Here is a 20,158-nt window from a genome sequence, read left to right as displayed (position 1 = left end):
ACCCGCACGGGTCACGCCGGCCCCTACCCTATCACCGACTTGACAGGCCCACCATGCATACTGCAATCGACGCATTTCCCATCCATATTCCAGACGCCGATCTGACCGACCTCGCCGACCGCCTGGCGCGCACGCGCTGGCCCGATGCCGAGACCGTGAACGACACCTCGCAGGGCCCACAACTGGTCCGCATCCGCGCACTGGTGGAACGCTGGCAGGACAGTTACGACTGGCGCACCACGGAAGCCGCGCTCAACGAATGGGGCAGCAGCCGTACCGTCATCGATGGGCTGGGCATTCATTTCCTGCATATCCGCTCACCGGAACCGAACGCGACCCCATTGCTGCTGACGCATGGCTGGCCGGGCTCCGTACTGGAATTTCGTGAGCTGATCGGTCCGCTGACGCAGCCACAGGCGCATGGTGGCCTCGCGTCCGATGCTTTCCATCTGGTGATTCCGGCCTTGCCCGGCTTCGGCTTTTCCGACAAACCGACTGAACCAGGCTGGGGCGTGGGCCGCACGGCGCAGGCCTTCGCGGAACTGATGCGCCGCCTCGGCTACGGCGAGCGCTGGGTGGCGCAAGGCGGCGACTGGGGCGCGGCGGTCACGAACGCCCTGGCGCACATGCGCGTGCCGGGCCTGGCGGGCATCCACCTGAACATGGTGATGTTCCATCCAACCGAACAGGAAATCGCCGACGCGACGCCAGAAGAGCAGCAGATGCTGGACGACGCCGCCCGCTACGAGAAGGACTATTCGGGCTACATGAAGCTGCAATGCACCCGTCCGCAATCTGTCGCGTTCGCGCTGGCCGATTCGCCTGTGGGCCTGGCCAGCTGGCTGTACGCGCTGTTCCAGGACGTGTCCGATACCGGGGGCCAGCCGGAGCGCACGATCGCGCCGGACCGCCTGATCGACGATGTGATGATGTACTGGCTGACCAATACCGGGCCGAGCTCGGCGCGGTTTTACTGGGAAGCTGCGCGCGAGATGGCGCGCGGCATGCCCACTGCCCCGCTGCCCCTGCCAGCCGGCATCAGTATGTTTCCAGGCGAGCAGATGCGGCTGTCGGAGCGCTGGGCCGCATCGCGCTTCGCCGACCTGCGCTTCTTTGGCGAAGCCGAACGCGGTGGCCACTTCGCGGCGATGGAAAACCCGGCCACTCTCGTTGAGCATCTGCGCGCAACGTTCCGCACGATGCGCTGAGCAACTTCAGCCCCGATGGCCGAACACGCCATCGGCAAACACCTGCGCATGAAAGCGCTCGCCGATCAGCCGGTGCGTGGCGGCGTCCGGATGCAGCGCATCGGGCAGCGGCAGGTGCGCGTTATCCTCGGCACCATACAGCGCACTGCCATCGAGGTAATGGATGTGCGCATCGGTGCCGGCCCGCTGCGCCACGATCCTCTGCAACTGCTCGCGGATGACACCCAGCGTCAGCTTGCCCTGGCGCCGCTCGGCGTCGTTGCCCATCGCCCGGAACAGCAGCCTGCCCTGCTCCATCGCCTTGCCATCGAACATGGTCGGTCCCGGCGTCGTTTCGTGGATCGGGCACCAGGTCGGCGAGATTACCAGCAGCGGCGTGGTCCGGTGCCGCCCTTCGCGGATCGTGTCGAGAAAGCCGTGCACGGCCGGCCCGAACGCGCGCACGCGCATCAGGTCGGTGTTGACGAGGTTGATGCCGAGCTTCAGGCTGATCAGGTCCGCCGGCAGGTCGCGGATCGTGCGCGCCGTGAACGGGTCGAGCAAGGCATTGCCGCCAAAGCCCAGATTGAACAGGTCGACACCGGCCAGACCGGCAGCCACGGCAGGCCAGATGCCGGTCGGGTGGGTCGCATTCGAGCCCTGGCTGATCGAACTGCCGTGGTGGAGCCAGCGGCGCTGGCCGCCTGCCAACAGCGGCGACACCGGCGCATCCGCGCGCAAGCTCACCAGCTCGGTCGTCTCGTCGTGCGGTAGCCAGAGTTCGACGGTCTTGTCGCCCGCCGGCAGATCGCTAAAGCGCAGCCAGTGCGGTTCGCCAGGATGTACCCGCGTTGCGCCGCTGATCATGTCGATGTCGAGAAGTTTGCCGCCCGGCGCACTCGCCTGCTGGAGCAGCTTCCCATCGACCACCAGATCAAAGATACCGTCAGGCCGCGGCGCCATCTTGCCGTAGCGGCGCTTGGTCGGCAGCACCAGCACCTCGACGACACGGGCCGTCGTCCGAAACGCCAGCCGCACGCCGGATGGCTGCGCCGCAGCCAGCGCCAGTTGCACATCCAGGTGCTGCGCGAGCGCCCACGCCGGCAAACGCTGCGGCAGCAGGCCGGCGTCGGTGCGTTCGAGCTCGACCGCGCCGTGGATCAGGTCTGCGGGAATCGGCGAGAGCGTGTACATCGACGTGCCCGTCATCAGGCACCTGCCGCTTCGCGGGTCAGCACCGTCAATCCCTCGACCAGGCGATCGAGTTCTTCCACCGTGGTCGTCAACGCCACCGTGGCGCGCACGAGACTGGCGTCGCCCACCGGCCGCTCCACCGTGAACACGCCGAAGCGCTCCAGCAGCGCCGCCTGCACGTCACGCGCGCGCATGCCGTCGATCGTAAACGCCGCCAGCGCCGTGTCGCCCACCAGCGGGCTCATCAACTGCAGGCCCGGCAGGTCCGCCACGCGCTGCACCCAGTAATTCCTGAGCCACGCCAGCCGCGCGCCTTTCGCTGCCGAACCGCCCAATTGCGCATGCACGTCCAGCGCCACCGGCGCAGCCATGATCGCGCTCATCGGCGGCATCCCAGCATGCAGGCGTCCGCGGATATCGTCCGCCGGATAATCACGGTCGCCAAAGTGCGGCTCGATCCGGTCCAGGCGCGACGACCGGATGTACGCGAAGCCCAGCCCCGGCGGCGCGCCGATCCATTTGTGCAGGTTAAAGCCCGCGAAGTCGATGCCCATGGCCTGCACGTCGACGTCCAGCTGGCCCAGCGCATGCGCGCTGTCGACCAGCACGTCGACGCCGCGCGCCCGCGCCAGTGCGACGATCTCGCGCACCGGCACCGACTGGCCATTGGCCGGAAATACTTGCGAGAGCAAAAGCAATTTCAGTCCCGGCGTATCGCGGATCGCCGTCGCATACTGTTCCAGCAGCGCGTCACCGGACAACGGCAGGCTCAAGTGCAGTTCCGTCGGCACCACGCCGCGCCGCCCTTCCAGCCACGCCATCGCATAGCGCATCGCCGGATAATCGAGGTTGCTCCACAGGACGCCATCGCCCGGCGCCAGCCGGTGGTACTGGCCGATCAGTACCTGCATCGATTCACTCGCGCTGCGCGTGAGCAGGATCTCATGCGGCTCGGCGTTGATCAGCCTGGCCAGCCGCGCGCACAGCACCCCGCCATGCTGCAGGGCTTGCGCGCTGCGCAGGAACGGGCTCAGATGGCGATTCAGGTAGTCGACCGATTCGACCAGCGCCGCCTGCACCGGCTGCGCCATCGCGCCAAAGTAGCCGTGCTCGAGATTGACGATGCCGTCGGGCGCTGGCGGATACAGGCCGGTTAAAGCCGGCATCGCAGGGAGCTTGGCCATGCCGGTCAGCCCCGGATCCGCGCCACCAGCTTGGTGGTCGAGCGGTCATGCTCGAAGTCGATCGCCACCGCGCGCCCGCCATACGCCAGCACGGCTTGCCCTTCGGGAATCTGGTCCATCACGTAGTCGCCGCCCTTGGCATAGATGTCGGGCCGGCCTTCCTGGACCACTTCGAGCGCCGTCTGTTCGTCGAACTCGACCACCAGGCTGACCGATTCCAGCGAAGCCAGCACCGCCATGCGATCGGCCAGCGTGTTGTGCGGGCGGTCGTCGCCCTTGCCCAGCCGCTTGACGGACGCATCGGTGTTGACTGCCACCACGAGCGAAGCGCCCAGCTCGCGCGCCTGCGCCAGATAGGTCACGTGGCCGCGGTGCAGGATGTCGAACACGCCGTTGGTCAGCACCACTGGCTTTGGCAGTGCGGCGATCCGCGCAGCCAGGTCGGCGCGCGTGCAGAGCTTGTTTTCAAATGAAGGCATAGGTATTCAGTGTCAGTGTTTGGGCGTTTCGTCGTCAGGCTCTTCATCGAGCGCCATCGACAATTCGGATGGCCGCGCCGCGCCGGCCGGCAGGCCCGGCTCCTTGCGCTCGCCCGACAGCTTGACCTGCAGGCGCAGGCCATTGGCCGAGTCGGCATTGCGGATCGCTTCGTCGTAGCTGATGAAGCCCTTGTTGTACAGCTCGAACAAGGCCTGGTCGAACGTGCACATGCCCAGCTCGCGCGACTTGTGCATGATCTCCTTGATGCTCTGGAAGTTCCCTTTAAGGATCATCTCGGCAATCGTCGGCGTGTTGAGCAGGATTTCGATAGCGGCCTTGCGGCCCTTGCCGTCCTCGGTGCGCACCAGACGCTGCGAGACAATGGCACGCAGGTTCGACGACAGGTCCATCAACAGCTGGTTACGCCGCTCTTCGGGGAAGAAGTTGATGATCCGGTCCATCGTCTGGTTGGCATTATTCGCGTGCAGCGTGCCCAGGCACAGGTGGCCCGTTTCGGCGAACGCGATCGCGTGCTCCATCGTTTCGGTGTCGCGGATCTCGCCGATCAGGATCACGTCCGGCGCCTGGCGCAGCGTGTTCTTCAGCGCGTTGTGCCACGACAGCGTGTCCACGCCCACTTCGCGGTGCGTGATCAGGCAGTTCTTGTTCTTGTGGACGTATTCGACCGGGTCTTCCACCGTGATGATATGGCCGGCCGAATTGTTGTTGCGGTAGTCGATCATCGCCGCCAGCGTCGTCGACTTGCCCGAACCCGTGCCGCCCACGACCAGCACCAGGCCGCGCTTGGTCATCACGACATCCTTGAGCACCTCGGGCAGGTCGAGCTTTTCGAAGTTGGGGATCTCGGACGAGATCGTCCGCACGACCATGCCGACGCTTTGCTGCTGCACGTAGACGTTCACGCGGAAACGGCAGACGTTGGGCAGCGAAATCGCGAAATTGCACTCCATTTCTTTTTCGAACTCGGCGCGCTGACGCTCGTTCATCAGCGAGATCGCGAGCGCGCGCGTGACTTCGCCGCTCAGGCGCTGCTGGCTGAGGGCTTTCATGGCGCCCTGGTATTTCATGCTCGGCGGGAAATCAGCCGAGATGAAGAGGTCGGAGCCGCCCTGGTGATGCATCACCGTGAGCAGCTTATGGATATAGACCTGGGCTTCCGCCGGGCCAAACGTGGTGGACATGCGGGCCTTTCAGAAAAGATGCATAGGCGGAGCCTATCAAGGGATTATATCGACTATCATTCTTGCTACACCATTATTTCATGGCACGCACCCTGCCGTCCGCCATCCGCGAGGGGCGGGCAGCGTGCCGAGCCGAGACGCCTACCATGACCCTGACCGAGTTGAAATACATTGTCGCCGTCGCCCGCGCCAAGCACTTCGGCCACGCGGCCGAAGCCTGTTTTGTGGCCCAGCCCACGCTGTCTGTCGCCATCAAAAAACTCGAAGACGAACTGGGCGTGCTGCTGTTCGAACGGGGCGGCTCGGAAGTGTCCGTCACACCGCTGGGCGCGCAGATCGTCGCGCAGGCCGAGCGCGTGCTGGAGCAGACCGCTGCCATCAAGGAGCTGGCCAAGCAGAACAAGGACCCGCTGGCCGGGCCATTGCGCCTGGGCGTGATCTACACGATCGGCCCCTACCTGCTGCCGCCACTGGTCAAAAACCTGATCGACACGGTGCCCCAGATGCCGCTGGTGCTGCAAGAGAATTTCACGCACAAGCTGCTGGAATTGCTGCGCCAGGGCGAACTCGACGCCGCCATCATGGCGCTGCCACTGCCCGATCACGGGATGGCGGTGCAGCCGCTGTATGACGAGCCGTTCATCGTGGCCATGCCCAAACACCACCCGTGGGCCAAACGCACGGCCATCTCGGCCGAAGACCTGAAAAGCGAAACGATGCTGCTCTTGGGTGCCGGCCACTGCTTCCGCGACCAGGTGCTCGAAGTATGTCCGGAAATGGCGCGCTTCTCGGCGCCAGGCGGTGGCACCGGCATGCAGCGCACGTTCGAAGGCTCGTCGCTGGAAACGATCCGCCACATGGTCGCCAGCGGCATCGGCCTGACGGTGCTGCCGCGTGCATCGGTGACCGACCTGAGCGAATCGAACGGTTTGCTGGCCTATGTGCCGTTCACCAAGCCGACGCCGTCGCGCCGTGTGGTGATCGCCTGGCGCAAGAGCTTCACCCGCCGCGCCGCCATCGATGCGGTGATGCGGGCGGTGAGTGAATGTCATCTGGCCGGTGTGGAAATGATCACGTACGAGGCGGCGGCGTAGTACCCGTCCAGACGGCTGGCGACGCTGGAGTGACAGCGTCGGCGTCGGCCGTCTTGTCCGTCTCGCTGGCGTCGCCAGCGGCCGCAGGCCCGCCCCTGACCGCGTCCAGCTGCGACGGTGAGAACACGATGGTCTGGGTCGGGAACGCCAGGCTGATGTCAGCAGCTTCCAGCCGCTCGAAGATCGTCAGCAGCAGCTTTTCGCGAATGATCACCTGGGTATCGAACTCGTGCACATCGATGTGGGAAAACACCTCGATGTTGAAGGCGCGCTCGCTGATGCTGCCCAGGCGAGCGCGGTGCCCTTCAGCCATGTTCTTTTCTTCGGCCAGGACTTGCTGGACGATGGAAATCGCTTCCCGGAGCTTGGCCGACGAATTGCCATAAGCGATCGCGATCACGGGATTGAACAGGAACCGGTCGCGCGCGGCGTAGTTTTCGATCTGGCGCGCCGACAGGTCGCCGTTCGGAATCGTCACCACCGTGCGCTCATTGGTGCGGATACGGGTCGAGCGGATGCCGACGTCTTCCACGGTCCCCACCACGTCGCCGACCTTGATGAAGTCGCCCACCTGCATCGGACGGTCCGCAATCACGGTCACGCTCCCGACCAGGTTTTCCACGGTCTTCTGGGCGCCCAGCGCCAGCGCGATACCACCGATACCAAGCGCCGCGATTCCTGTCGTGACGTCGATGCCGAAGGTGCTCAGGATCGCAATGCACGAAAACGCCAGCAGGATCACCTTGGCGGCGCGGCGCGCCAGCGTGATGACCGAAATGACCTGACGCCGCTGACTACGCTGCATGCGGGCAATCGCCAGCTCCGAAATCGCATCGACCAGCCGCAGGCCGAACCACACCAGTGCGATGACGGAGACGATGCCGGTGTAGCGCAGCAAGGTCTGGCGCGCCACGATCGACACCGGCACCTGCTCGGCCCAGTTGTAGAACACCCCAACGGCAATCAACAGGCTCACCGGCGGCAGCGCCGCTTCGAAGAAGCGGTACAGGCCATTGGCTTCCGGGTCGGGCACGAGTTTGCGCATGCAGAACACGATCAGCGCCGACACCATCCACAAGCCGCCGAACACCAGCACGCCAATCCCCAGCAGCAGCGCCCAATCCTTCAGCGGTGCGCCGGCAACGACGACCTGATCGGCCGCAGGCTCGGTGACCACGGGTGCACGCTTGGTGGCGGCGGCAATCTGGGTCAGCGTTTCGCGCGCGACGCGCCACACCTGGTGCTCACCGTCCTGCCCTTTCGTGAGCAGCACTGGAATTTTCTTGTCCTGGATGGCGATCTCGCCGATACGCTCCTGCTCGACCGGCAGGTCGTCATTCACCTTGCCATTGGGGTCGTTGGACAGTGTGATGAACGTATCGAGTGTGCCGCCGTCGTCCAGCACCGCATGGAAGGCGCGCGCCTGTTCCACGGCGTTGGTGCGCTGGCGCGAGCTGGTCGCGGGCGGCAGGTCGAAGTACAGCGCGGTGCGATCGTAGTCGGACTCGCCAAGGGCGCCGAGCAGACCGGAGACCATGGAGCGCGGCGTCTCGCGCTTGAGCGGATCGGGAACGGCAGGTTCGGCGGCGGTTGCCTCGGCATCCTGGCCGGCGGCGAACGCCGGTGGTTGGGTAAGCCCCAGCAGCAATGCCAGGGACAGTGAGACCAGTAATCTCATCGACAATATTCTATTCAAAACGACTCCTTGCACGTGTTTGATCGCATGGCGCATGGCGCGGCCCGGGCGGGAGTAACGGCGCAACATCCGCGGGATGACAAGCGACTGGTTGGTCGCAGCCCTGGCGAGCGCGCACGGGTAGTGGCATGCCTGCAGATGCGCAGCGATGGGCATGGCGTGCCGGAGCAAACGCGCTGGCCCGGACCTGCGATGCGATCGGTCTGGATGGCCGGACAGTGGTGCCCGGGACCCAAAGTCTAGCATCCTGCCGATGTCACGCCCGCACTATTGCTGCGATCGCCGGACCAGTCACTGGAAGCCTTCGCCATAAGCTGCCTCACGCTGTCACATCACGCCGTCCAATGCGTGAGATGGTCTGGACGGTTGGCGTTGTTCTCAGCAGGCGTAATTCTCAACCCGTTCTGGTGCGCCCGGACACGCCCTCGATCACGCCTTCGGCGGAGGCGATCAGTGTCAACGGCTGCTGCGCGAGGGCAGCGATCAACTTGCGCGCCGTTGTGTTGCGCGTGCTGTCGCGTTCGTCAGCCTCTTCGATCCGCCGGATCGTCGAAATCGACACATCGGCCATGTCGGCAAGCTTGCTGGCCGACCAGCCGAGCATCGCGCGTGCCGCACGCAAGGCGCCGGGCGTGATGTCAACGAACGGTGCTGAAGTGCCCGAGGACTCAGGCGCAGGCTGCCTGAACCGGTTCAATCCGGCGATGGGGAGCAGGACGCCAATCCATTGCTGGATCTCTCCCTCGACATTTACGATTGGCATTCCCCGCGCATTGAACCAACGATAGACGCCATCGGCACATCGCACCCGATAGTCAGTGTTGTAATGCGAGCCATGCGCGACGGCTGTCATCCAGGCGGAGCGAACGCGCTCCAGGTCTTCGACATGGATTGCATCCATCCATCCCTCGCCTTTTAGTTCTTCGACGCTTTGGCCGGTCAGGGCAGTCCACTCCGGAATATCGACCGCGTATCCATCCGCGCCAACCGTCCATGTCGCTGCACTCGTCTCAACAATCAACTCTAACAGTTGAGAAGTGTAAAGATTTTCCATACATATATTTTACATATCGGATCTCTAAAGAAAGAGCGATTTTCATTCTTTTACGAAAGAAAATTATTTACATTTTGATTCTTTTTGATTCATTTGATATGATCATTCGCCTTAGCTTCACGATAACTACAAAGGAAGCTACACCATGGTCAATAGCTCGGGTGGACCGCAGCTTGAACCGGCACCGTGTGAAAATGAACGTATCGCATTTCTGGGTCAGATTCAGCCACACGGCTTCCTGCTCGAGGTATCGCCGGATTGGAACGTCGTTCGCTGTTCCGAAAACCTCGGAAATTATCTGCCAACTGAGGTCGGCCAGGCAAGTGGGCGCCCTCTTCATGAGCTGATCGGGCGGCGCGCGCTGCACGATATCCGCGGTGAATTGCAGGTCATCGGCACGAAAAGTGGCGTGCGCCACCTGTTCGATGTACCGGTCGGTGCCGAGGGGATCGACACGCAATTGTTCGATCTGTCGGTTTCGCGTACGAGTGAGTCGATCATCATCGAATTCGAACCGTCGGCGGCCTCAGGTGACGATGCCTCGGGGCGCATGGTGTCATTGCTCAACCAATTGCGTGACGCCAGCGATATCGACCGCTTCTGCGAGGTGCTGGCGGCCCAGACACGCGCACTGTGCGGGTACGACAGGGCAATGGTCTACAAGTTTCACGAAGACCTCAGCGGCGAGGTCGTTGCCGAACGCAGTCGTGGAGGCATGGACAGCTTCCTGGGCCTGCGCTACCCCGCCAGCGATATCCCGGCGCAGGCGCGTGCGCTGTATCTGGTCAACCCGCTACGCGTTGTGGCCAACGTACAGGCGCAGAACGCGTTCCTCGTGCCGCTCCTCGACTACAAAGGCGACATGCTCGACCTGTCGATGGCGTCCCTGCGCGCCGTCTCACCGGTACACATCGAATACCTGAGCAATATGGGTGTGTGCTCCTCGATGTCGGTATCGCTGATCGTCGACGGCAAATTGTGGGGCTTGCTTGTATGTCACCATAATAGTCCCCGCTATCTGGCGGCGAAATTGCGGATGGCCCTTGAGTTCTACGGCCAGATGGCCTCGTCCATCATCGAGAACTTTGTCCGCCGTGCGCAGGAGCGTGGCCGCGCGGTGTCTCGCGACACGCACATGCGCATGTTGTCGATGGTGTCACCCAACGCAGTTGGCGAAGATAACCTGTTCGCGATGCTGTCGGACTTGCGAACAAGCTTGAATGCCAGCGGCATGGCCACGTATGTCGACGGCCTCGTGCGAAGGGTTGGATCGACACCCGGCCTGCCCGCCATGATGCGGCTGGTGAAATTCCTGAACGGCGCCACGACCAGCGAGATTTTTACCACGCACTGCCTGGCACAGACTTGCCCGGAAGCGGTGGCCGATTGCCCGGGCGTCGCGGGATTACTGGCAGTTCCCATCTCACGCAGCCCGCGTGACTTCGTCCTGTTTTTCCGCGATGAACTCGTCGCAGAAGTGAAGTGGGCAGGCAAGCCCGACAAAGTCGTGCGTGCCGATGCAGGGGTCTTGCGCTATTCGCCACGCGCCAGTTTCGCGTTGTGGAAAGAACGTGTACACGAGCAATCGGCGCAATGGAGCGATGCCGACCGCGACAAAGGCGAGTCACTGCGGGTCTCTTTGCTTGAAGTGATGCTCAGAATGACCGATACAGCGGAGAAGATGCGCAAGCAAAGTCATGATCAGCAAGACACGCTGATCGCAGAGCTCAACCACCGCGTCCGCAATATTCTCAATCTCATTGTCGGGCTGGTACGCCAATGCGGCAACAGCGCGACCTCGGTCACGCAGTTTACCGAAGATATCAGTTCGCGCATCCATGCTCTGGCACGTGCTCATGACCAATTGACCAGTAGCGGATGGCGACCAAAGTCGCTGAGCGATATGGTACGCATCGAGGCTGCTGCCTACCTCGGCAACGATGCTGCCAGCGTCATCATCATCGGCAGCGACTGGGCGATTGAGCCAGAGGCGTTCGCCACACTGGCGTTAGTATTTCATGAACTGATTACCAATTCAGCGAAATATGGCGCGTTCAAGCACGAGGGCGGCCATGCCAAATTGCTCCTGGAGCGTGGCGATACGGGTGATCTCTCGGTCCAATGGTCCGAACACGGCGGCAGCATCGTCGTGCCGCCTACGCGGCGCGGCTTCGGTTCGACCATTATCGAACGTGCGATTCCTCACGAGCTGGGGGGCAAAGCGGCGGTCGAATTCGCTCCAGACGGCTTGATAGCGCGCTTCGAGATTCCAGCGCGTTATATTTCAAGCAATGACGACGCACCAGCCACGTCGTACCCAATCATTGCGCACGCACCGTCACCCCTGCTGCCACCGCCCATCGGAAACATCCTGCTGGTAGAGGATAACTTGCTGATTGCAATCGAAACCGAGTCTACGCTGCTGTCGATGGGTGCCGAAAGTGTGCAGGTCGTCTCTACAGTCGCTGCAGCCCTCGAGACACTTCGCCAGTTCACGCCGGACTTCGCCGTACTCGATTACAACCTGGGCCGCGAAACCAGCCTGGCAATTGCAGAACATCTCACCGAGCAGAACATACCATTCATGTTTGTCACCGGCTACGGCGACACGGCGATCATTGACCAGCGATTCCGTGGCCGCCCCGTCGTCTCGAAACCGTATGATGCGAGCGCGTTGATTTTGCACATCGCATTGGGCGCGAAGCGGACGTGACTACCGAGGTAATTGAACGACAGGCCAAGACAAGAAGGATACCGGTGCCTAATCCGGATTTTTAACGCTTATGCCATTCAGGAACAAGTCCACCATGTGGCCGATACGCGATGTCGTTGACCGGTCAGCGTCGATCGCGATCGAAATGGCAGTGACCACGTAAATCAAATCCTCGTAAGTGACATCGCTGCGGATGGCGCCCGCTTCCTGTCCACGCTGAAGCAACCGCTGCCCTTCTGCCGTGATCGCATTGCATCCCGGCGTCCCGCATTGGATCACCGTCCCGATCGACGCAGCAAGGCTCTGATAGATGCTGGTGTTGCTGGCAAGCTCTTCAAGATAAGCGCGTACCGCGGCGCCTGGCGCGAGGTCCGCGTCGCGCGCAAGGCTGGTCTGGGCCAGCGACAAGAAACGCTCATTGCTGGTAGCGGCCAACAGCGCCTCACGCGTGGGAAAGCGACGATACAGCGTACCGATACCGACGCCTGCGCGCTTGGCCACTTCTTCGAGTGGCACATTCGCGCCTTTTTCCAGGAATAGTGCTTCGGCGGCAGCGAGGATGAGTTCGCGATTTTTCTGCGCATCAGCCCTGAGGGCGGGTTCGTCACTCACTAATTTTCTCTTTCGCTTGTTAAGTGGAGGCTCCCTCCGTATTATAAGTGGGGCGATCCTCCACTTTTAAAAAAGGGTACCAGAAAATGACGAAACGTTTTGAAAACAAGGTTGTGGTGATTACGGGCGGAAGCGACGGCATTGGTCTCGCAACGGCGAAACTGTTCGCCATCGAAGGTGCGCACGTGTACATCACAGGGCGCCGGCAAGCATTGCTGGATGACGCCGTGAATGAGATCGGCCACGGGGCGGTCGGCGTGCAAGGTGACGTCACCAACGCTGCCCACATGACCCGGCTATACGAACGGATCCGGCACGACCATCAACGCGTCGATGTCGTGTTCGCCAATGCAGGCATGTACGAGGTCAAACCACTCGATGCGATCGACGATGCGCATTTCGATTCGATCTTCGACAGCAATGTGAAAGGCGTGGTGTTGACTGTGCAGAAGGCACTGCCTTTGATGACGGCGGGAAGTACTGTCGTCCTCAATGGCTCCATCGCTGGCAGTAAAGGCCTGCCAGGCCAGTCGCTCTATAACGCGAGCAAGGCGGCGGTGCGCTCGTTTGCCCGAAGCTGGACGAATGACCTCAAGCAGCAGGGCATCCGCGTGAATGTGGTCTCGCCCGGTGGCACGGAAACACGCCTGATACGCAGCTACCTCGACATGCAACCGGATGTTGAAGAGGCACTGAATAAAAGCGTTCCGCTTGGGCGGCTGGCGGAACCGAACGAGGTCGCGCGGGCTGTGCTCTTCCTGGCATCAAGCGAAAGCAGCTTTGTCGCTGGCCATGAACTCTTTGTCGATGGTGGTGTCGCGGCAGTGTAGGCCAGGGGCGCGCGATCTGCGATGGCGAATCGACGGCTTGTCTGAAAAGTGCTATTTTCACCGATGATTTATTTTCGGAAACAACCATGCTGACGACACCGGGTACGCGTCCCCGCCTCTTCACCTCCCCTACCCTCTGGCTCGTCCTGATGAATATCGGTGCGTGGGTGTATCTGGGTATGCACGGCGTCGACTGGATGTCGCCCGACCCGAGAGACCTGACCGCCTGGGGTGGCAATCTTGGCCCCTACACCCTCACCGGCGACTGGCAGCGGCTCGTGACGTCGATGTTCCTGCACCACGGCGCACTGCACCTCGGCCTGAACATGCTCATGCTGTCGCTGATCGGGCCATTGTGCGAAGCGGCCTGGGGCCGGGTCCGTTTCACTCTGATCTATCTGTTGTCCGGCTTGTTTAGTGCACTGGCCAGCGCCTGGTGGTACGCGAGTCTGGCCGTGCGCAATATGGGCTATGACCTGGTGCCATCGGCGATGGGCTTCACGCCGCACTTCGCGACCACGGTCAGCACCGGCGCGTCTGGCGCGCTGCTTGGTGCATCCGGCGCCCTGCTGGTGCATGCGCTGTGCGCCGGCAACGCAGCGAAAATCGAATTGAAAGTCATCTTCCAGGTGGTCGCGCTGAATATCGGCATGGGCTTTCTGGTGGCCGGCACCGATAACGCGGGACACATCGGTGGCGCGCTTGCCGGGATCGCCCTCGGTATCTTGCTGATGCTGCCCGGGAGAGTGCTACGGATCGGCCCTGCGGTGCAATCGGCGGTCGTGTTCGCCGTCGGCCTGGGCGTGCTGGTGGTACTGGTCAAGCAGCCACCATCCGACCAGGTCAGCCGGATCGCGCACATCCTGCGCGCATCGGAGGCGCTTGCCGCGCAGCGCGACGCGGCGCGGGCCGTGAATCCGGAACGCCCGTAGTTTGAACGCGTGGGCGGGTATCCCGCGCACGCGTTCAACGCAACCAACCCGATCAGCCCTGACGGCGACGCGCCACCAGCAAACCGCCCAGCAGCAGCGGCAGCATCAGCGCGATCGTCGACGGCTCCGGTACTTCGGCCACGATCGAGAACGTGTCGCCGGCGCGCATGCCGCTGGTGTCGAGCAGCCAGTCGCTGCGGCCATCGACGAGGGTCGGGTTCCCGAACTGGAACTCGGCCGGCTCGCCATTGGCAAACGTGATCGCCGCGTTGTAGAACGAGCTGTTCACGCTGAGGTCTTGCGAGAACGCGGACACGGTGCCCGGCGCCGCAAACCGGATGCCCTGCAGGCCAAAGGTGAACTGCGGGAACGACATGCCGCTCAGGTTCAATACCATTGCGCTCAGGCTCAGCGGGCCGCCGATATCGGCTTCCTGCAGCACGAAGTTGAGCGTGGTACCGGCGAAATTACCCAACGCCAGGTCGAACGAAACGGCACCGGCGGCGCTGTAGTCGGTCACGGCATTGCCGGCCGCGCTGTCCGAGCTTACCAGCAGCGCCGCGTGGCTCGACGTGGAGAACGCCAGCGCGGCCAGGCCGGCTGCGAAGAATGTGTTGATGGTCATGGTGAATATCCTTGAATGAATGCGGTGAGAATTACAGCGGACCCTTGGCCCACGGACCCGAGATCGCGAACGTGATGCCCGGCGTCTGGATATTCACGAACAGGTAGCGGCCGGTCGGATCGAAGCAGGCACCGGCAAATTCATTGCCACGGCCATCGCCGGCCAGCGCCGTCGACTTGCCGGCGGCGGTCAGCTGGGCCGTCGTCAGGTTCACGTTGTTCTTGGCAAAGATGTAGGCGTCGCCGGCGCCCGTCAGGCCCATCAGGCGCTGGCCGAAGCCGAAGGTGTCGGTGATCGGGCTGGACGAGTCTTCGCAGATCAGCAGGCCATCGCGTGGGCTGACGGCCAGGTTGTCGCCCATATTGCCGATCAACGGGCTCGGGCTCGAATAGATGCACTTGAGCGTCTGGCTGGCCAGGTCCAGTTCCCAGATCGCGCCGCGGTTGACCGGGCCACCCGACGTGTCCATCACGTACAGCTTGCCCTTGGTGTAGAAGATGCCTTCGCCGCGGTTCATGCGCAGCGCGCCCTTGGCCCAGCCCTGGTTGAACGGACCGGCGGCATTGCTGATTGCCTGACCGTTCAGGCCCACGCTGTTGCCACGGTTGGCGTCCGGGTTCGGGATCGAGACCCATTCCAGTTCGTACGTCAGGTCGACCGAAGCAGTAGCCAGGTTGACGTTGTTGACACCCTTGACCTTGGCCATTTCAAGCACGCCGCCGCGCGCCAGCGAACCGGCCGCGCCCGTCTTGATGTCCGGCACGTAGCGGTAGAAGCCCGACTTGCCCGATGCATCCTCGGTCAGGTAGACGTTGCTGTTGGTCGGATCGACCGCGGCGGCTTCGTGCGAGAAGCGGCCCATGTTGACGATCGGCTGGCCGGTCGTCTGGCGCGGATCGACCGTCACTTCGAATACATAACCATGCTTCTTGCCGCCGGCGGTGATCGCGTCGGAACCGACTTCTTCGCAGGTCAGCCACGTGCCCCACGGCGTGACGCCGCCGGCGCAGTTCTGCTGGGTGCCGCCCAGGCTTGGCGTCATGCTGACCCAGTCGCCGTCGCGGAACACCAGGTTGGTGGTGCCGCCGCACGAGCGGTTGGTCGTGGTGGTGTTGATCGTGCCGCCGTCGTAGAAGCTGTAGGCGTTGATGAAATTGCCAGCTGCACTGCTGGTGATTTCATGATTGCGCACCAACACCTGCTCGGTGCTGCGGCCCACCTTGCGGGTGGCGATCACGCCCATGCCGTCGTGGCCGGCCGGGCATGGCCGGCCGTCGGTCATGATGTCGCCGCGCCAGCCATAGCTCTTGTACGTGAAGCCAGGCGGCAGTTGCAGCAGCGGCAGGCCGGTGCTCAGGTCATTGGTCGGCGCGATCGGGCCGTACGGGCTGTCGATCAGCGCGGTGACGCCATTGGCCGCCGCTGCTTCACGGGCGTGCAGCGCGGCGAAGGCGCCGACGAATGGCAGCGCGCTGGCGCCGGCGATGCCCTTGAGCAGGTTGCGGCGCGACGGCGACGTGTCGTGGTTGTTCATCTGTGCTTCTCCATTGATTGGGACGTGCGAGCCGGTGGACCGGCATCTCGAATGTTGGCAGCGCCTGAGCGGCGGCCCTGTCCTTACCACCCCGGCTCGGACCGATGCATTAAAGCAAACGATCATGTCAAGTTAATGACAACAAAAAGACAATTTTTCAGCATGCACGGTTGGTCGTGACACATGCCTGTCATGCACGTCGCATGACGCCTGCTGCGGCAAGGGCGCACCGCGCGAGACGACCAAACCGGCTAGAATTACTGTCTTCCGATCAATATTTTTTGCGACAAAAAAGCGAACACATGAACAAGCTGGCGCTCTACTTTCGCCTGATCCGGGCCGACAAGCCGATCGGCATCCTGCTGCTGCTGTGGCCAACCCTGTGGGCGCTATGGATGGCCTCGGGCGGCGTACCGGCCCTGGACATGCTGGCGATCTTTGTCATCGGCACCGCGCTGATGCGCTCGGCGGGCTGCGCCATCAACGACTACGCCGACCGCGACTTCGACCGCCACGTCAAGCGCACGGTCGACCGCCCGCTCACGAGCGGCAAGATCCGGGGCCGGGAAGCAGTGATGGTCGCGGCGGTGCTGGCGATCGCGTCGTTCCTGTTGATCCTGCCGCTGAACGCGCTGACCAAGCAGTTGTCGGTGGTGGCCGTGGTGGTCGCCGGCACCTACCCGTACTTCAAGCGCTTCTTCGCCATTCCACAGGCCTACCTTGGCATCGCGTTCGGCTTCGGCATCCCGATGGCGTTTGCCGCCGTGCAGGGCGCGGTGCCGGGCGTGGCCTGGTGGCTGCTGGTGGCGAACGTGTTCTGGGCGGTGGCCTATGACACCGCGTATGCGATGGTCGACCGAGACGACGACATCAAGCTGGGCATGCGCACGTCGGCCATCACCTTCGGGCGCTTCGACGTGGCCGCCATCATGCTGTGCTACGGCGCGTCGCTCGCGATCTTCCTGCTGTGCGGCTGGTCGCTGGGCCTGCGCTGGTGGTTCGTGGCCGGTGTGGCCGTGGCGGGCGCGCTCGCGCTGTATCACTACACGCTGATCCGCCACCGCGACCGGATGAACTGCTTCAAGGCGTTCCGCCATAACAACTGGCTGGGGGCCGCATTGTTCATTGGTGTCGCGCTGGATTATGCATTAGGTTAATATTGTCCGAAATGCATTCATCGCTGCTGCGGCAGTGTGATCGACCACCACATCAAGAGGCCTAATATGATCGAAAAAATCCCGACCCAGACCAATACCCGCGACCAGTTGGTCAACGACCTGAAAAGCGTCATCGGCGATGCGGAATCGTGGCTGCGCAACGGTAGCCAGCTGACTGGCGAAGAATTCAAGTCGGCCAAGGCCAAGTTCGAGCAGACGCTGGCCTCGGCCAAGGTCGGCCTGATCAACGCCGAAGAAACCGTGGTCGAGCGCACCAAGGTTGCCGCCAAGGCCACCGACGAATACGTCAAGGACAACCCGTGGAAATCGGTTGGCCTGGGCGCTGCCATCGGTGTCGTCATCGGCATGCTGATCGTCCGTAAATAAAATGACGATCACCGCGACCATCTCGCGCATCGGGGCCAACCTGCTTGCCATGCTGCGCACGCGGTTGGAACTGGCCGCGCTCGAACTGCAGGAAGAAACGCAACGCTTGTTCGGCTACGTGGCCTGGGGCATTGCTGCCGCCTTCTTCGGCGTGGTCGCGGTGCTGCTGGCCATCCTGTTCGTGCTGGTGCTGTTCTGGGACACGCACCGCCTGCTCGCCGTTGGCGGCATGACGCTGCTGTTCGCGCTGGGCAGCGTGCTGGCGTTCTTCAAGGTCCGTGGCGACCTGACGACCCGTGGGCCGATCATGGCTGCCACGCTGGCCGAACTGCGCAAGGATGCGCAAGCTGTCAAAGGAGAGCCGATCGATGACCACAAAATCTGAACCACTGGCGGTGCGCCGCCGTTTGCTGGCTGCGCAATGCGCGGAACAGCGCGCCCAGATGTCGGCCGACGTGACGCTGCTGCGCACGCCGTCGGCCATGGGCGGCACCACGGGGTATGTGGTGCAGCACAAGAAAGCCATCCTGACCGCCGCCGGCGTCGGGGTGGGCATCCTTCTGACCAGGCCGACCTGGGTGGTCGGTGCGATCACCGCAGCGTTGTCGGCCTACAAGCTGGCGCAGAAGGTGTTGCCGGTGCTGGGGTGGCGCAAGTTCGAGGTGCATTGAACCCCGCACTCCCGCATCACGCAAAGGGGCGTCCGCATTGGCGGCGCCCCTTTTTTCATGCGCTCAATCCTGGCCCAGCTCATCCCCGAGCGCCTTGCCGCGTGCCGCTGCGGCCTGCATCGCCGCGACGATCGCGCCTTTGACGCCCGCCGCTTCCATGCTCTCGATCGCCGCATGCGTCGTGCCGCCCTTTGACGTCACGCGCGCGCGCAGCACGTCGACTGCTTCATCGGACTGCGCCGCCAGTTGCGCTGCCCCCGTGAACGTGGCCAGCGCCAGTTCCCTGCCCTGCTCCGCATTCAGGCCCATCGCGAGGGCGGCTTCCTGCATCGCTTCGAGGAAGTAAAACACGTAGGCCGGCCCGCTGCCCGACACCGCCGTCACCGCATCGATCTGCGCTTCGTCATCCAGCCACACGGTCTTGCCGACCGCGCGCATGACGGCGTCAGCCTGCTCGCGCTGTGCAGCGCTCACGGCCGGCTGCGCCGCCAGGCCCGTCACGCCCATGCCGATCAGCGCCGGCGTATTTGGCATCGTGCGCACGATGGCGTCGTAGCCGCCGAGCCAGCGCGTCAGGTCGCTGCTGCGGATGCCCGCCGCGATCGACAGCACCAGCTGGCGCGTCAGGTGCGGCGCCAGCGCTGTGGCCACTTCGCGCATCTGCTGCGGCTTCACGGCCAGCACCACGACTTCAGCGTGCTGGACACCCTCGTCGATGTCGGTCGCGGTGCGCACGCCATAGTCGCGCGCCAGGCGCTCCAGTGCTTCGGGATTGCGGTCCACCACGTGGATCTGCGCGCCGGAACCCGCGACCTTCACGAGCCCGGAAATCAGGGCTGCGGCCATATTGCCGCCGCCGATAAAGACGATGTTCATGGTGATCCTGTCAGGTGTAATCGCGTTTGCCAAAGATGGCGCTGCCCACGCGCACGATCGTCGCGCCTTCGGCGATTGCGGGCGCCAGGTCGCCCGACATGCCCATCGACAGCGTGTCCATTTCCAGGCCTTCAGCGCGCAGCGCGTCGAACAGGGCGCGCACGCGCGCAAAGGCGGCGCGCTGTTCTGCGACATCGGTGGTGGGTTCGGGGATCGCCATCAGGCCGCGCAGGCGCAGGTTGGGCAGTTGCGCGACCTCGCGCGCCAGGGCTGGTAATTCTTCGGGCGATGCGCCGCTCTTGCTGGCCTCACCGCTGATGTTTACTTGCAGGCAGATATTCAGCGGGCCCAGTTCGGGCGGCCGCTGCTCCGACAGGCGCTGCGCGATCTTGAGCCGCTCGACCGTGTGCACCCAGGCGAAGCTGGCGGCGATGGGCCGCGTCTTGTTGCTCTGGATCGGGCCGATGAAATGCCACTCGACGGCGGTATCTGGTTGCGCCTGCGCGACGCTTGCGATCTTGTCGAGGGCTTCCTGCAAATAGTTTTCGCCGAACGCCAGCTGACCGGCGGCCATCGCATCGAGCACCGCCTGCGCAGGGAAGGTCTTCGATACGGCCAGCAACTGGACGTCGTTTCTGGCGCGTTCCGATGCCTTTACAGCATCGGTGATTGTCGCTTCGACAGCTTGCAAGTTCCCGGCGATTATGGACATAATGATTTTCTATAGGAA

At 63.2% G+C, this 20,158-nt stretch carries 20 protein-coding genes; 9 read left to right on the top strand and 11 right to left on the bottom strand.

Translation table 11 applies throughout. From position 1 onward, the window contains the following. Positions 1-53 precede the first annotated feature (53 nt). Complete coding sequence (locus AC56LY_RS00890) at positions 54-1,208, top strand: epoxide hydrolase family protein (RefSeq protein ID WP_499575689.1); 1,155 nt, start codon at positions 54-56, stop codon at positions 1,206-1,208. A 6-nt stretch (positions 1,209-1,214) separates the two neighbouring features. Here the strand turns inward: AC56LY_RS00890 and AC56LY_RS00885 are convergent, their stop codons facing one another. Genes AC56LY_RS00885 through AC56LY_RS00870 form a run of 4 tightly spaced genes read right to left on the bottom strand, consistent with a single transcriptional unit; the run spans position 1,215 to position 5,247 of the window. Beyond that, complete coding sequence (locus AC56LY_RS00885; protein ID WP_499575687.1) at positions 1,215-2,396, bottom strand: SGNH/GDSL hydrolase family protein; 1,182 nt, start codon at positions 2,394-2,396, stop codon at positions 1,215-1,217. Next, positions 2,396-3,565 carry an aminotransferase class V-fold PLP-dependent enzyme gene (locus AC56LY_RS00880; RefSeq protein ID WP_499575686.1) on the bottom strand — a complete coding sequence of 390 codons (1,170 nt, stop codon included), beginning with the start codon at positions 3,563-3,565 and terminating at the stop codon, positions 2,396-2,398. The genes AC56LY_RS00885 and AC56LY_RS00880 overlap by 1 nt, the downstream gene beginning before the upstream one ends. A gap of 5 nt (positions 3,566-3,570) precedes the next feature. Continuing rightward, positions 3,571-4,044, bottom strand: coding sequence for a D-glycero-beta-D-manno-heptose 1-phosphate adenylyltransferase (gene rfaE2 / locus AC56LY_RS00875; RefSeq protein ID WP_258836587.1), 474 nt, complete (start codon positions 4,042-4,044; stop codon positions 3,571-3,573). Positions 4,045-4,056: 12 nt separating this feature from the next. Continuing rightward, positions 4,057-5,247, bottom strand: a complete 1,191-nt coding sequence (locus AC56LY_RS00870; RefSeq protein ID WP_499575685.1) for a PilT/PilU family type 4a pilus ATPase — start codon at positions 5,245-5,247, stop codon at positions 4,057-4,059. A 146-nt stretch (positions 5,248-5,393) separates the two neighbouring features. Between AC56LY_RS00870 and AC56LY_RS00865 the strand changes: the two genes are divergently transcribed. Continuing rightward, on the top strand, positions 5,394-6,341 hold the full coding sequence (locus AC56LY_RS00865) for a LysR substrate-binding domain-containing protein (RefSeq protein ID WP_499581901.1): 948 nt from the start codon (positions 5,394-5,396) through the stop codon (positions 6,339-6,341). Here the strand turns inward: AC56LY_RS00865 and AC56LY_RS00860 are convergent. After that, positions 6,319-8,019 (bottom strand): mechanosensitive ion channel family protein, encoded by a 1,701-nt coding sequence (locus AC56LY_RS00860; protein WP_499575683.1) that lies wholly within the window; start codon positions 8,017-8,019, stop codon positions 6,319-6,321. The genes AC56LY_RS00865 and AC56LY_RS00860 overlap by 23 nt on opposite strands. Positions 8,020-8,431: 412 nt before the next feature. Further along, complete coding sequence (locus tag AC56LY_RS00855; protein ID WP_499575682.1) at positions 8,432-9,091, bottom strand: PAS domain-containing protein; 660 nt, start codon at positions 9,089-9,091, stop codon at positions 8,432-8,434. A gap of 145 nt (positions 9,092-9,236) precedes the next feature. Between AC56LY_RS00855 and AC56LY_RS00850 the strand changes: the two genes are divergently transcribed. Further along, complete coding sequence (locus AC56LY_RS00850; RefSeq protein WP_499575680.1) at positions 9,237-11,804, top strand: HWE histidine kinase domain-containing protein; 2,568 nt, start codon at positions 9,237-9,239, stop codon at positions 11,802-11,804. A gap of 48 nt (positions 11,805-11,852) precedes the next feature. Here AC56LY_RS00850 and AC56LY_RS00845 read toward each other — a convergent pair whose 3' ends face one another. Beyond that, positions 11,853-12,416 (bottom strand): TetR/AcrR family transcriptional regulator, encoded by a 564-nt coding sequence (locus tag AC56LY_RS00845; RefSeq protein ID WP_499575679.1) that lies wholly within the window; start codon positions 12,414-12,416, stop codon positions 11,853-11,855. Between the two features lie 86 nt (positions 12,417-12,502). On the opposite strand from AC56LY_RS00845, the gene AC56LY_RS00840 reads away from it, so the two are divergent. Both AC56LY_RS00840 and AC56LY_RS00835 read left to right on the top strand, forming a co-directional pair. Next, on the top strand, positions 12,503-13,246 hold the full coding sequence (locus AC56LY_RS00840; protein ID WP_499575678.1) for an SDR family NAD(P)-dependent oxidoreductase: 744 nt from the start codon (positions 12,503-12,505) through the stop codon (positions 13,244-13,246). A gap of 86 nt (positions 13,247-13,332) precedes the next feature. Beyond that, a complete protein-coding gene (locus tag AC56LY_RS00835; RefSeq protein WP_499575676.1) occupies positions 13,333-14,178 on the top strand; it encodes a rhomboid family intramembrane serine protease in 846 nt (281 codons plus the stop codon). A 52-nt stretch (positions 14,179-14,230) separates the two neighbouring features. Here the strand turns inward: AC56LY_RS00835 and AC56LY_RS00830 are convergent, their stop codons facing one another. Continuing rightward, positions 14,231-14,803, bottom strand: a complete 573-nt coding sequence (locus tag AC56LY_RS00830) for a PEP-CTERM sorting domain-containing protein (RefSeq protein WP_499575675.1) — start codon at positions 14,801-14,803, stop codon at positions 14,231-14,233. Positions 14,804-14,834: 31 nt separating this feature from the next. After that, positions 14,835-16,337, bottom strand: a complete 1,503-nt coding sequence (locus AC56LY_RS00825; RefSeq protein WP_499575673.1) for a PhoX family protein — start codon at positions 16,335-16,337, stop codon at positions 14,835-14,837. Positions 16,338-16,639: 302 nt separating this feature from the next. Here AC56LY_RS00825 and ubiA point away from each other — a divergent pair, with 302 nt between their 5' ends. The 4 genes from ubiA (at position 16,640) to AC56LY_RS00805 (ending at position 18,552) form a co-directional block, all read left to right on the top strand. Beyond that, positions 16,640-17,494, top strand: a complete 855-nt coding sequence (gene ubiA / locus AC56LY_RS00820; RefSeq protein WP_499575671.1) for a 4-hydroxybenzoate octaprenyltransferase — start codon at positions 16,640-16,642, stop codon at positions 17,492-17,494. Between the two features lie 66 nt (positions 17,495-17,560). Continuing rightward, positions 17,561-17,881, top strand: coding sequence for an ElaB/YgaM/YqjD family protein (locus AC56LY_RS00815; protein WP_499575669.1), 321 nt, complete (start codon positions 17,561-17,563; stop codon positions 17,879-17,881). A gap of 1 nt (position 17,882) precedes the next feature. Continuing rightward, positions 17,883-18,266: a phage holin family protein gene (locus tag AC56LY_RS00810; RefSeq protein ID WP_499575668.1), complete on the top strand. Its 384-nt coding sequence runs from the start codon at positions 17,883-17,885 to the stop codon at positions 18,264-18,266. Then, positions 18,250-18,552 carry a hypothetical protein gene (locus tag AC56LY_RS00805; RefSeq protein ID WP_499575666.1) on the top strand — a complete coding sequence of 101 codons (303 nt, stop codon included), beginning with the start codon at positions 18,250-18,252 and terminating at the stop codon, positions 18,550-18,552. The genes AC56LY_RS00810 and AC56LY_RS00805 overlap by 17 nt, the downstream gene beginning before the upstream one ends. Before the next feature lie 63 nt (positions 18,553-18,615). Here AC56LY_RS00805 and proC read toward each other — a convergent pair whose 3' ends face one another. Together proC and AC56LY_RS00795 are read right to left on the bottom strand one after the other, a co-directional pair. Then, positions 18,616-19,428, bottom strand: coding sequence for a pyrroline-5-carboxylate reductase (gene proC / locus AC56LY_RS00800; RefSeq protein WP_499575664.1), 813 nt, complete (start codon positions 19,426-19,428; stop codon positions 18,616-18,618). A 10-nt stretch (positions 19,429-19,438) separates the two neighbouring features. After that, complete coding sequence (locus AC56LY_RS00795) at positions 19,439-20,140, bottom strand: YggS family pyridoxal phosphate-dependent enzyme (RefSeq protein ID WP_499575663.1); 702 nt, start codon at positions 20,138-20,140, stop codon at positions 19,439-19,441. Between the last annotated feature and the right edge of the window lie 18 nt (positions 20,141-20,158).

Source organism: Telluria sp. ZT3P25, assembly GCF_059685895.1.
Note: the sequence above shows the minus strand (reverse complement) of the source record. Positions and strands in the feature narration are given on the sequence as shown.